Origin of the sequence: Levilactobacillus enshiensis (genome assembly GCF_007115095.1) — a bacterium.
GTDB classification, from domain to species: Bacteria; Bacillota; Bacilli; order Lactobacillales; family Lactobacillaceae; genus Levilactobacillus; species Levilactobacillus enshiensis.
In genome coordinates this window covers 150,078-162,364 of sequence record NZ_SULH01000004.1, presented here as the reverse complement: position 1 = coordinate 162,364, position 12,287 = coordinate 150,078, and the positions used below count along the sequence as shown (strand labels likewise).

General features: G+C 48.1%; 11 protein-coding genes. 4 read left to right on the top strand and 7 right to left on the bottom strand.

Features of this window, described 5'->3' with window-relative positions; translation table 11 throughout:
• Positions 1-262 precede the first annotated feature (262 nt).
• The 3 genes from FAY32_RS05715 to FAY32_RS05705 all read right to left on the bottom strand — a co-directional run bounded on the left by FAY32_RS05715 (position 263) and on the right by FAY32_RS05705 (position 3,200).
• On the bottom strand, positions 263-973 hold the full coding sequence (locus FAY32_RS05715) for an MIP/aquaporin family protein (RefSeq protein ID WP_143462495.1): 711 nt from the start codon (positions 971-973) through the stop codon (positions 263-265).
• Positions 974-1,297: 324 nt separating this feature from the next.
• A complete protein-coding gene (locus tag FAY32_RS05710; RefSeq protein ID WP_143462494.1) occupies positions 1,298-1,612 on the bottom strand; it encodes a metal-sulfur cluster assembly factor in 315 nt (104 codons plus the stop codon).
• A gap of 76 nt (positions 1,613-1,688) precedes the next feature.
• Positions 1,689-3,200, bottom strand: a complete 1,512-nt coding sequence (locus tag FAY32_RS05705; protein ID WP_143462493.1) for a UxaA family hydrolase — start codon at positions 3,198-3,200, stop codon at positions 1,689-1,691.
• Positions 3,201-3,589: 389 nt separating this feature from the next.
• Between FAY32_RS05705 and FAY32_RS05700 the strand changes: the two genes are divergently transcribed.
• Positions 3,590-4,366, top strand: coding sequence for a C40 family peptidase (locus FAY32_RS05700; protein WP_143462492.1), 777 nt, complete (start codon positions 3,590-3,592; stop codon positions 4,364-4,366).
• A gap of 186 nt (positions 4,367-4,552) precedes the next feature.
• On the opposite strand, the gene FAY32_RS05695 is transcribed toward FAY32_RS05700, so the two are convergent.
• From FAY32_RS05695 to FAY32_RS05685, 3 genes are all read right to left on the bottom strand, one after another.
• On the bottom strand, positions 4,553-4,978 hold the full coding sequence (locus FAY32_RS05695; protein WP_048734701.1) for a Spx/MgsR family RNA polymerase-binding regulatory protein: 426 nt from the start codon (positions 4,976-4,978) through the stop codon (positions 4,553-4,555).
• A 701-nt stretch (positions 4,979-5,679) separates the two neighbouring features.
• Entirely contained in the window at positions 5,680-7,536 is a 1,857-nt protein-coding gene (locus tag FAY32_RS05690; RefSeq protein ID WP_143462491.1) for a glycoside hydrolase family protein, read from the bottom strand.
• A 148-nt stretch (positions 7,537-7,684) separates the two neighbouring features.
• On the bottom strand, positions 7,685-8,068 hold the full coding sequence (locus tag FAY32_RS05685; protein WP_125687562.1) for a MarR family winged helix-turn-helix transcriptional regulator: 384 nt from the start codon (positions 8,066-8,068) through the stop codon (positions 7,685-7,687).
• 267 nt (positions 8,069-8,335) lie between these two features.
• On the opposite strand from FAY32_RS05685, the gene FAY32_RS05680 reads away from it, so the two are divergent.
• Complete coding sequence (locus tag FAY32_RS05680) at positions 8,336-9,154, top strand: Cof-type HAD-IIB family hydrolase (RefSeq protein ID WP_143462490.1); 819 nt, start codon at positions 8,336-8,338, stop codon at positions 9,152-9,154.
• 48 nt (positions 9,155-9,202) lie between these two features.
• Here the strand turns inward: FAY32_RS05680 and FAY32_RS05675 are convergent, their stop codons facing one another.
• Positions 9,203-10,012, bottom strand: coding sequence for an alpha/beta fold hydrolase (locus FAY32_RS05675; RefSeq protein ID WP_143462489.1), 810 nt, complete (start codon positions 10,010-10,012; stop codon positions 9,203-9,205).
• A 289-nt stretch (positions 10,013-10,301) separates the two neighbouring features.
• On the opposite strand from FAY32_RS05675, the gene FAY32_RS05670 reads away from it, so the two are divergent.
• Together FAY32_RS05670 and rpsN are read left to right on the top strand one after the other, a co-directional pair.
• Complete coding sequence (locus tag FAY32_RS05670; RefSeq protein ID WP_143462488.1) at positions 10,302-11,333, top strand: aldose epimerase family protein; 1,032 nt, start codon at positions 10,302-10,304, stop codon at positions 11,331-11,333.
• Positions 11,334-11,880: 547 nt separating this feature from the next.
• Positions 11,881-12,150 carry a 30S ribosomal protein S14 gene (gene rpsN, locus FAY32_RS05665; RefSeq protein WP_143462487.1) on the top strand — a complete coding sequence of 90 codons (270 nt, stop codon included), beginning with the start codon at positions 11,881-11,883 and terminating at the stop codon, positions 12,148-12,150.
• Positions 12,151-12,287 lie beyond the last annotated feature (137 nt).

Here is a 12,287-nt window from a genome sequence, read left to right as displayed (position 1 = left end):
GTATGTAGATTTGTGATTAAAAATATTATGTAATAAGCATATATCATGGCTCTATTCGAAACACCCCCGTATACACGGAGAATACGCTAAACAAGCGCTGATACACCGGCATTTTAATTTTCACTAAGCCTCTAATTTTTTTAACTTGCTTTCTTAAGCATACACCAGCAATTGTCGCCTCACAACCGAACGCTAATCAAAAATGGGACCGTGTTAACTGCACCAGTCCCATCGTGTTTAAACTTATATTGCTGAAATATACTTAGTAGGTGATCCAGTACTGCAGGCCAGCGGCCAAGACGCCCCCAACCAGTGGTCCACACATCGGTACCCATGCATAATCCCATTCGGCACTGCCTTTGTTGGGAATTGGTAAGATGGTGTAGGCCAACCGGGGCGCCCAGTCACGTGCGGGGTTCAGGGCGAAACCAGTCGTGGTTCCTAATCCCATCCCCACGACCATAATCAGGATACCCACAATAAATGGCTTTAAGCCCTGCGTGAAGTTTCCTAAGTTGAGCAGAATGAAAACAAAGGCCCACGTGGCGATCACTTCTGATAGAAAATTGAACAGCGGGCTCTTAATCGCTGGACGCGTTGCAAAAATCCCCACCATGTTGCCGGATTCTTCATCTGGTGTCGCTTTAAAGTGTGGGTAAAATTGAACAGCGACCAAGGCTGCCCCCACGAAAGCTCCGAGAAATTGGCCCAATAAATAAGGGACCACGTCCGCCCATGGGAAATACCCAAATACGGCAAAACCAATGGTCACGGCTGGATTCAAATGGCCCTGTGAGCCTAGTAAGCCCGCAACGTAGACGCCCATGGTGACCGCCATTCCCCAAGCCACACACACAAACGTCCAATTGCCCCCCTTTGCGTAGGTTTTATTTAAGTTAATGCTAGCCCCCGTTCCCGCACCGAGAACCATCAAAATCATGGTGCCAAAAAACTCACCGATAAAGCCGCTCATACCAAACACTCCTTATGTATTAAATAAAAAATAACTGAACCCAGTTTACCATAGCTGAAACGTCAACGCTGGTTTATTTTGAACCGCTTTCAGGCAGAAAAAGAGTGGGCCATCAGGCGGTTAGTTTTCAACATTAACATGAGAACCGGGGTTATGCCTGGTTTTGGCATCATTCCGGTTCTCAGGTTAAGCGCAACAAACTGCCTGGTGACGCACGTTTCGACACGATAATGGCAAAAAAGTCAGTTTTTTCAGAAAAAGATCCGAAAAAACTGACTTTTGAGTTCTGTACCCGACTCATTTCGTTTCATCAATACACTGGTATTAACCGTGAACCCCCAATGATACCTTCGCATACCGAGTCATTTGGCCGATATCCCAGGCCGGTTCCCAGACCAGATCAATATCACAGTGTTCGACACCAGCTACCGACAACGCGGCCGCCGTAATCTGGTCATTTAACAGGTCACTTAATGGGCAACCCATCGTCGTCAACGTCATTTTAACGGTGCATTCATTGCCTTCAACGGTAACCCCATAAATGAGGCCCAAATTCACAATATCAATCGTCAATTCCGGGTCAATGACCCCTTCTAGTGCTGTCATAACGGCTTCTTCTGCCTGTTCATTTTCAGCCATCCGCGTGATCTCCTTTAATGGAAAAACCAATAGCCAGTTTACCAGCTATTGGCCTACCATCTATTCTTTTTAAGTTTTAAGTCATTGGTGCCGGGTTGAAGATGCAGATATCGTTGTACAACTTCAACCGTTCCGCAGCTGGCTTTTCACCACTAGCGACGTCCAGAATGAAGTTGAACAATTCCGTCCCCAGTTCTTCAACGGTCAGGTCACCCGTCGCAACTTTACCGGCGTTAATGTCGATCAAGTCACTCCAGAATTCCTTCAAATCCGTCCGCGTGCAGACCTTGATGACCGGTGCAGCTTGCAGGTTGTAAGGCGTGCCCCGACCCGTAACGAAGACTTCTAGGCCCATTCCAGAGGCCAATTGCATCGGTCCCGTCGTGAAGTCCCCAGCTGGCGTCGCGTTAAAGATCAAGCCGCGTTTCGTTGGAATCTCACCAGCGCTGACCACTTGAGAAATTGGCGCGGTCCCGGACTTCGCAATGGAGCCCATAGACTTCTCAACGATGGTGGACAAGCCGCCCTTCCGGTTACCCGGCGTTGGATTGGCTGAACGGTCAACGCCGCCCTTCGCCAAGTAGTTATCGAACCAAGACATTTCCTTGACCAGCTTATTACAGTTAGGTTGGTCTGGAATCCGTTGGGCGATGAAATTGACCCCGTCACGAACTTCCGTCACTTCAGAGAACATGGCGGTCCCACCACCGGCAACTAACAAGTCAGAGGCATAACCAGCAGATGGATTCCCCGTCACGCCAGAGAAGGCATCACTCCCACCACACTGGAAACCAACGGACAGTTTCGACAGCGGTTGTTCCGTTCGCCGGTGTGTTTCCAAAATGGCCAGTTTCTTGTCAGCCATTTCCATAATCGCCGCAATCATTTTCTCAAAGCCCTTGTAGTTTTGGAGGTACAAGAGGTTGTCGTCGTTGATGTCCTCAGGATCCAAGATTCGATCCGGCGTCAACTTTTCACAGCCCAGGCCGACGACCATGATTTGGCCACCGAAGTTCGGGTTCTTCACGATATTTCTAATCTCACGGATTGGCACCTTGGCTTCGGGGGCATCGATGGCGACCCCACAACCATATTGATGACTGACGACCGTGACGTCATCCACGTGCGGATACTTTGGTAAAAGTTCCTGTTTGATGCGATCCACGGCAATCTTCAAGACGCCGACCACACACTGTACCGTGGTCTGAATTCCCAAGATATTCCGGGTACCGGCGTACTTGTTGCCGGGAACGTCATACCCCATAAATGTCGTCCGCTTAGGCTTGGGCAAGTCCTTACGAATGTTCGTGCCGTATGTCAGCTTGTTCAGGTCTGGCGACGGTGGTAATTCCAGACTGTTTTCATTGATCCAGTCCCCGGCTTGAATATCACTCTTGGCGTAACCGAGCACGACACCGTAACGTAAAACAGCATCGCCTTTAGCTAAATTAACCAAGGCAATCTTGTGGGCTTGGGGAATTTCGTCATTGACGGTAATGTCGCCTTTAATCTTGTCCCCGACGTGTAAATCGTGAACCGCAATGGCAACGTTATCGTTTGGGCGCATTTTCACAACATGTTTGAGCATGGATGCAACCTCCTCAGCTTAGAAACAACTGCAAATTTCGGGATATATCCCTATGTAATCCAGTTTTAATGCGTACTTAGAGATCAGCAGCAGGCGTGCCACCACTCTAATTAAGCGCTTTCAACTTTACGACTATAATGTTAATTCTTTCACGTAGGACGTACAAGAGACAATCGGGCAAGGTTTTCGGCAAAAGTTTAGTCAAATCAACAAAATCCCACGTTGTATCCGCTGGGAACCCAGCTGTAGCCGGCTCCTTGATAAGTTACAGTTGCCGCACAGAACAGTAATGACAATGATATTGCCCCGCAACTATTCTGTAACCCCAAACGACTATCTTAGTAGATGTAGCAACACTAAAAAATACATATGAGGGATGACACTAGTCAATGAAAATTAAACAACTCAGTTTAGCCGTGGCATTTGCCGCAGCCGTCGTACCGGTCCTGAACTTAAGCACCACCGCTCAGGCCAACAGTACGAACACGATTCTCAGCACCACACCCATGACCAACACCAGTTACGTTCGCAAGAGTGCGACCGGCTGGACCTATAACCTGGGGGGCACTGCCAGCAACATGACTTTTGGCAAGAAGACCCACTACCTGAAGAATTACCCTAACACCACTTGGCATGCGACCCAGAAGCGCTATATCGTCAAGAAGAACGGTGTGAAATACCTCTATTACTATGTCACCAACGGTCGCGGCACCGCCGCTGGTTGGATCTGGCACGGTTACCTGACGCCCAAGAGCTACGCCCACACTGCCACGACGAGCACCTCGACCACGGGTAACGGCACGTACGCCGCAATCTTGAGCGCGGCCCAAGCCCAATTAGGGAAACCTTATTCGTACGGTGGCAACGGCCCCAGCGCATTTGACTGTTCCGGCTTCACCAAGTACGTCTTCAACAAAGCCCTCGGCCAAACTCTGCCGCGGACCGCGCAACAGCAGTACGACAGTTACACCCACGTCAGTGCGGCTAACGCCAAGCCTGGCGACCTCATTTTCTTCGGAACCAGTACCGCCAATATCACCCACTGTGGCATTTATCTCGGCAATCACCGAATGATCGATGCGCAACTGAACGGCGTCATCACCGAAGCCACCAATGTCTCTTGGTGGCACGCCGTTGGCTACTCACGACCAGCAAGTTTAAGCTAGGTCGCGGATAAGCATTCACCAGCAAAAAGCTCGCTAAATTTGTCTGTAATCCAGACAGTTTTAGCGAGCTTTTTTGTATTTTTAGGGTGAACCAACACCCTACTCAGCGCCGTTTCGGCTACGTACATTGGCGCACAAAAAAGGCCGAGATATTCATCTCAGACCCTTTCAATCAATACGCTTCTATTAAGCTGGTGAAACGCCCAACTTGTTGCCCCCATTTAAAATCTTGAAGAAACTAGCCAGTTCCTTCTTCCGGTAGGCAGCAGGTACGAATTCACGAATGGTTTCGAGATCAAACCCGGTTGCCAACTTATTACGGTCGACCACAATCGGGTTCTTTAAGATTCCCGGATTCTTTTGCAAGAGATCAACGAGTTCGTTCATCCCCATGTCCTGAACAGAAGCAGGAAGTGCCTTGTAAGCCTTGGACCGCGTTGAAATCAAGTCGTCGGTCCCTTCTTCAGTCAGAGACAACATGTAAAGAATCTCGTCTCTCGTTAAGGGTTGTTTTTTAATGTCACGGGCGGTGAAAATGGCATCGTGGTTGGCAAGCCACTTCATCGCTTTAGTAACCGCCGTTGTTTTAGCATGAAAGTACATTTTAATCATATAGAATCGCCCTCCATTTGTTTGTTTTCGATGAGGTACTTCAGATTAGCACTCTTTTGTTTGAGTGCTAATTATGTTAATCATTGTACACCACATTAGGAAATGATGAAACCCATAACTCTCAGTATTGCGCACCTTTTAATACTTTCTCAAGAAACTCACTGGCTTGCGATCGTCTATAAACCCTAATTCTTCGGGCTCACGCTCACTTTAACAGGTGAATGCACCGGTTTTGCGCCCTAAATTTGATTTTTTTTTGAAGATGTTAAATGCTGCTCTATTAGTATTGTAACAGCTTACATTATTTTTCAAATTGACGCAAATCAATTCACCGATTTTTCGTCAAAAAAGTTCTCCCCAAACAAACTGATGAATTCTGACCAATCGCCGCCACTCAATTCATCAGTCGCACCCAAATCATTAAAATTAACGGAGAACGCCTACTAACTAGAACTGACTTTGAATTGTCACCTACGACTAGTACTGTCAGAGGTGCAGCGTGATAGTCAATTAACGGTTAAAAGTTCCAAAGTACTAGCCATGCCGGTTCAGCAATAACAGTAGCCCCCAAGCTTGGCGGCGTGGTGGTTGGTGCACTTTACCGGCCAGCACAGGTTCTTAGACGATTTAGCCAGCGCTCAACCTTGCGCAAAAAAAAATGACCCACCACTAAATTGTGGTGAGCCATTTTTAAATAACGCTTATGAATCTAAGTCAAAAGCCAATGCCCGTGTCCAGAGACCGTTGGCCATCTGGTAGTAAGTCGTTACCTGACCATTAGAGTCGGTTCGCTTAACCCGGTGCGTAATCGTAACGCGCCGTTCTGCGATATCCGCCGTGGTCCCCTCCTGCTTTGCTAACAGGGGATCATTGAATGGTCGCGTGTAAACGGGGTAGATCTTCATCAAGTTTAAATCACGATCGTAGACTTCGTTATCAAACTCGTCAAAGTCCAAAGCTCCCGCCCGAATCCAGTACTTCGTTGTTGAATTCTTGCCGAATCGAATCCGGTACCACTTACCAGTATCGGCCGTGGCCCGCATGTCAATGTAGGCCCGCTTAGTCTTCAGCTTCTTCCAGTCAAACTTCATAATGTTCCAGTTCTTGTGACCACGAATATGGTTGTACAACGAATACGTCTTATAGGTGCTTGCCAACTGGGCGTGTTGCGTGTTCAACCCGCCCACGTATTGTTCACTCTTGTTGGTCTGCTTACGCTTCTTCAACTTTTGTGACGTTGGCTTGGGTTTTGGCTTACTGTTGCTAGCCGCCGTGTTATCAACTGACGTGTCCGTAATCGTCTGTTGTGACGTGACACTGGTTGAGACGACCTTGCCCACCGTGATCTTGTTCTTACTGATGTTCATGCCAGTTCCCGTCAATGGGAAGTTACCTTCCACAAAAGTTGCACCCTTTTGCTGCGTGGTAACGTTGTTATTCTGAATCGTCACCCCAGTCATTGGCGTGTCTGGGTCTTTCGTATCGAGATAAACGTACTGTTTGGTTGGGTTAACGTTGGTAAACGTGTTATCCGTAATATTTAAGTTCGCCATTTGGTAACCCGGTTCGGAATTGTAGAGATAAATGTAGTTCCCGGAACCCAAGACGTGTTGGTTGATGAATTTGTTCCCGGTGATCCAGAGGTTAGAAACACACTTAAAGTGAATCGTGGCTACCCCATCTGCCAATAATGGCTTAGGATCAACGACCGTGTTATTGGTAAAGTACACGTTGTGGATGATTCCGGCAGCACCGTGACCATAAACCGCATGTTCACCAATTGGATTTGGCGCGTAGGAGTCAACTTGCCCAGACTTCTTTGACACTGGCAAGAATTGGTTATTATCAACCGTCACATCATAACTTGGCAGATTATCATACTTATCGCCAGGGTTCTTATGCGACATTGCCTTTTTGTTTGAGTAGTCAACTTGAATGGCTTCCTTGAAATCTTGAGACCCATTGAATCCAGTGAAAACAGAGTTCGTCACGTTGACATCATGGCTTCCATCGATATCGATGTAGTGCCCAGTTGGTGATTCCGCGTTATCGAACACACACTTATCAAACGAAATGTTCTTCGCGTGGTGAATACTCTGCGTAAAGACACTTTGGCCAGCAGACGTGTTGTCCCCTTGGAACGTCGCGCCCTGCCAAGTCACGTTGCTAATTCCGCCATCGTAGCCCGCTTCAGGACTTGGATAGACGAAGTTCACCCGATTACCGTCCGTAATCCGGAACACAGCGCCCTTATCAAACTTAAAGGTCATATTGCCATGTAGGATAATGTTACCTGCGTCAAACACATAGGTTCCCTTGGGAACGTGCACCGTTACGGCACCATTGTTCCACTTATCAATTAACTTCTGTAGAGCGTCGTTGTTACTCGTCTTGGCATCACCAGTCATCCCTTGGTGAACGGCGTTGACCGTGGTATCAGCGTAAGCAACAGTTTCCCCAGTAGCCAGTCGTGGTGTTACTGAATTGACATTTAGTCCCAGTAACGTTGCTCCCACAGCAACTGTCACGAACAGGCCAAGTTTTGCCCTCAATTTCAAAAAATCCCCTCCAGTTCCAAATTCTTTCTATCGGTTCCATTATAAGCTAAGACATGAAAGCGTTGGGTCATCTTAACCTAATTGTTACACGATTGAAAGATTCCGGACGTAAAGGGGAATCATTTTTTAATTGTAAATTAACTTGGCTTTACATTAATTTGGCAATGTCGTCATGTAAACCGTTTAAACGCGTAACCACTTGGCCGCGCACTTGCGTGTAAACTTTAACACCATCTGGCGTCAACTTTAAATTGTGTTGACGACGGTCTACTTGTGACGCGATGCTTTCAATCAAACCAGCCCGCAGTAACCGCGAGATCTGACCGGAGATCATCGACTTGGACACACCGATTTGGCCGGCAAATTTTGTCGGCGTGAAGTCTTCACGTTGATCGGTGATGGCGTGTAGCAGATTAAATTGTTCCAGAGAAATTGTAATATCCTCCGTTTTGATTGTCGTCACTGGCCGCATAATTTTTTGGAGTTGTGAGAACCATTCCAAGGATTGGTTTAAATCGTTAGTTTGCGTCATTGAATTACTCTTCCTTTCCACATTAAAGACTAGGGCCCAGAACCTGTAGCTGTTACTATTCTGACCCGCTAACCATTCATTATAGCCCTTATTTTCAGTCTTTATGTTACCGATTCATTAATAGTTTATAACATTACGAATGAAAAAACTAGTGATTGCAATCAATTTGTTATATTTACACCAAACTACGGCATTGAATTCCCCGTAACAACCCCTTATGATTAAAGTTAACAATATTTAAACTTTAATCAACTGAGGGAGACTGGTATGACACAAATTAAAATGATTGCAACCGATGTCGACGGGACGTTTCTAAACGACCAGCGACAATATAATCACAAGCGGTTCACCGAACAGCTCAACCGTCTAGAAGCCGCCAACATTCACTTTGTGGTCGCCAGTGGGAACCACATTGGCCATTTGCGCAAGGTTTTTGCTGCCACCCCCGCCGTGCAGACGTTCGTGGCCGAAAACGGTGGCTTGATCGTTGATCAGCACCATACGTTGTTTGAGTCTCCAGTACCAACGGACGTGGCCCACGCCGTCGTGGACACCCTAATGCGTGACGCCAACTTACGACCACAGGCATTCCGTTTATCTGGTGCCCACGGAACCTACATCAGTCGCGATAGCAAGCCTCTCGATTTAGACGCGCAGAACTATTTCTTCAACAATCTGGTCCCCGTTGATGATCTGCGTGAGGTCAACGATACCATCTACAAAGTCAATGGTGAATGGCCCCACAATTCGGTTCAATTTGTTGCTGACCAACTCAACACACGGTTTGCCGGTCAAGTTCATGCGACTCCTAGCGGCTTTGGCAGTATCGACATCATCGCACCACACATGAACAAAGCTGTCGGCGTCACGCAGCTTGCCAAATCATGGGGAATTGACCCGAGTGAAGTGGCGGCCTTTGGGGACAACGGCAACGATAAGGAAATGATCGCTCACGTTGGTCTAGGTGTTGCCATGCGCAACGGGACAGCAGCCGTCCGCAATGTTGCCGATTTAGTAACTCCTACTGATAATAATCACGATGGTGTATTAGACGTTATCGATGCTATTTTAGCAGGTGAAGTTTAAAGTCACCTAAACCTTTCAGTCATTGACCTAATTTGGTCGGTGACTTTTTTAATTCACCCACAGAAGCTGGGCCACCAGCCGATACATCTGCCGTGCCGAATGTAACCGACCGTGACCCAAACCCGCAACGTGCTGTTCGTGGTAACGAACAGCACTGTCAGCGACAATCTGCCGCAGCGCCGTGACCTGTTTCACCGGCACAGAGCCATCCGTGTACCGTCCAGGGAGCGTCCCATAGACGTTAAACAGTTGGGCTTGCGCATTGGCCTGCAGTTGGTGCCGCGCGGCTCTTAGCCGTTCAAAGGTAGCATCCACCGGGTGACGTGCTGTACCCTCATCCACCGGTGCCCCCAGTAGGACTAACCGATTTAGACGGGGAATATCTGCAGCCGGTCCGTGTAAGACCAGACTATTCACGGCTGCACTGCCGCCCCAAGAATGACCTACCAGATTGTACTGACGAACCCCATACTGACGGTAAAGATCTCTGAGAATCGCCGTGATCCATTGCACCTGTGGTTGATAATCCCGCGTCAGGCTGTGATCAAATAACACCTGAATCAGGGGATTAGTTGCCTCCGGGTCCCACTTTCCAGAAAAATGTCGCCTACCAGCCCAATCAACACGTATCGTGACCACCTTATGGCCGTACCCGTGCCGCGCGAACCAGCGCAACATCCCGTTATAGGTAATCGCACCGCCACCCCAACCTGGGATGAATAAGGTCGGCGTTGCCGCATAGCGAACGTCCGCCCGCCGTGTCGTTAAAGGCTCTGGCTGTCCCGGCCGACTTGCCAACCGCAGGCCCAGCCCACTCATCAAACTCAATGCCACAGCAACATGCCATTTTTTGATCATGTTTAAAGCCCCCAGTAGCTCACTTATTATGCCAGTTATTGTGATTGTGTACAAGCGAAAATTGGTTCAGTCAACATTTATGATGGTTAACCTTTGTCAATTGAAATTTATCCGCATAAACCAACAACTGTAAAATAGCGTTATCATTAGTGATTTGACCAACTTTGCCCAAATCTAACCGTCAATTATTGATTTTTAATGGAAGTTCAGTTGACAGTTGTCCGTATAAAAATTTATAATAGAGCTAAATATGAAAACGCTTTATTACATTAGAAATCGAGGACTTACTATGCAAACTACGACGAAACATTGGGATACGTATCAAGATCAAGCTGTAACGGAGTATGCGATTGAAAACGACAATGGCGTCAAATTGGCCGTCTTAAGCTGGGGGGCAACGTTACATGCCCTCTGCGTGCCGACTGACAAGGGCGACAAGAACCTGGTCCTGTCTTACCATAAGATGGCCCACTACTTGGACAACCCCTTCTACGTTTGCATGGGTATTGGCCGAACGGGTGGCCGGATCACCCGTGGGACTTTCCCACTGAATGGCACGACCTACAACGTTGACACCAACGAAGGCCGCAACACGCTTCACGGCGGTCCTCACGGTTTCAATACGGTCAACTGGGCCGGCGAATTAGACGCCAGTGATCCGGCAATTGCCAAGATCGTACTGACCCACACGTTCAAGTCTAGCGAGGACTCATACCCTGGTGATTTGACCGCCAAGATGACATACACGCTAGACAATCACGATGAGGTCACCCTGACTTTCGAAGCCAATTCGACTGACACGACTCTGTTTAACCCAACGTCACACTGCTATTTCAACCTGAGTGACGACCAATTGATCTCCGGGCAGACGCTACAGGTCAACAGTACGGAACACTTGGACCTCGATGATGAGAAATTGCCAACCGGGAAAATGGTCGCTAACGCCGGCACCCCATTTGACTTCGCCAAGGGTCAAAACCTCGGTCAAGCCATTCGGGGTATGCAAGCCATCCCTGAAAAGGGGTTTGACGACGTCTATCACGTCACCCCAGCAGCTGATGACACCATTGCCAAATTGACCGATCCGCAATCCAACCGGTCATTGACCATCAAATCCGACCGCAACGCATTGGTCGTCTTCACCGCCAACTCCTTCACGTCAAACATGAAGCTCGCTGCCGGTGCCGGTCAACCTTACATGGGGGTTGCGCTTGAACCACAGACGTTGCCAGACTCACCGAACCATCCAGAATTTGGCGACATCACCTTACCTGCAGGCAAGACCCAACGTTACCAAATCAAATACGATATCACCTACTAAGACAACAAGTGAAGCGAGTCCGGGACAAAACTCCCGGACTCTTTTTGCGCTCCGCATGGCTATGGCTGAAACGTGGAACCCAAGGCAGTCAACTCCACTTAACCCCGATAGGCAAACAATCCCAGTCCGGGATTATTCGTCTATCGACGCATCGTTCATACTCATTGACTAACCGCCCTTTGTCCCACTCTCGCTTTGGTTATCCAGATAATTATCTCTGTTTAGGCCGTTAACCGTGACAGTGTCAACCTTATCTAACCTAAACATTAAAACTAGCTAATAGTAAAAACACAGTTCTTCAATTAGTCTATCATACGATTTTTGAGAAGTACACTAAAAATCACCCAACCCCTAAACTATTTTACCGTCTAATCGCCGAGTCGAGATGATTGACACTTTTAGGTGTGCATGATAAGTTATTAAAACGTAATTATTATCATTTAATTTGCTTGAATAGCGACTCTAAAAACCGTGCGCTACCCGTGATTGGGTGCCGCACAACCCGTTTTCGTTTCATCATATATTAGAAAAAGGAGACTTCATTACCTTGGCAAAGAAATCCAAAATTGCAAAAGCAAAGCGCATCGCTGCAACCGTTGATCGCTATGCAGAACGCCGCGCAGAACTTAAGGCGACTGGCGACTACGCCGCACTGGCGCTACTCCCACGCGACGCTTCACCGACCCGTATTCATCGGCGTGACCACCTCGATGGTCGGCCCCACGCCTACATGCGCAAGTTCGGGCTATCCCGCTTGAACTTTCGAGAATTGGCCCATGCCGGAAAGATTCCGGGTGTTAAGAAGGCCAGTTGGTAAGCGACATCATGCATGAACTCCTGAGCGCTAGTCACCTCGGACACCCCGCGGAATTCGGATTGGTGGCAGCCCTCAGCAATTAACTATGCTTCCCGTCAACCCCACCCACAGCCGCCACCAATTAGCGGTTGTGGGTG

Bases quoted from the DNA above. Each gene is read 5' to 3' on its own strand.
- FAY32_RS05685 (WP_125687562.1), bottom strand. From the start codon at position 8,068: ATGACGCAAACTAACGATTTAAACCAATCCTTGGAATGGTTCTCACAA.
- FAY32_RS05700 (WP_143462492.1), top strand. From the start codon at position 3,590: ATGAAAATTAAACAACTCAGTTTAGCCGTGGCATTTGCCGCAGCCGTC.
- FAY32_RS05675 (WP_143462489.1), bottom strand. From the start codon at position 10,012: ATGATCAAAAAATGGCATGTTGCTGTGGCATTGAGTTTGATGAGTGGG.
- FAY32_RS05710 (WP_143462494.1), bottom strand. From the start codon at position 1,612: ATGGCTGAAAATGAACAGGCAGAAGAAGCCGTTATGACAGCACTAGAA.
- FAY32_RS05680 (WP_143462490.1), top strand. From the start codon at position 8,336: ATGACACAAATTAAAATGATTGCAACCGATGTCGACGGGACGTTTCTA.
- FAY32_RS05670 (WP_143462488.1), top strand. From the start codon at position 10,302: ATGCAAACTACGACGAAACATTGGGATACGTATCAAGATCAAGCTGTA.
- FAY32_RS05705 (WP_143462493.1), bottom strand. From the start codon at position 3,200: ATGCTCAAACATGTTGTGAAAATGCGCCCAAACGATAACGTTGCCATT.
- FAY32_RS05695 (WP_048734701.1), bottom strand. From the start codon at position 4,978: ATGATTAAAATGTACTTTCATGCTAAAACAACGGCGGTTACTAAAGCG.
- FAY32_RS05715 (WP_143462495.1), bottom strand. From the start codon at position 973: ATGAGCGGCTTTATCGGTGAGTTTTTTGGCACCATGATTTTGATGGTT.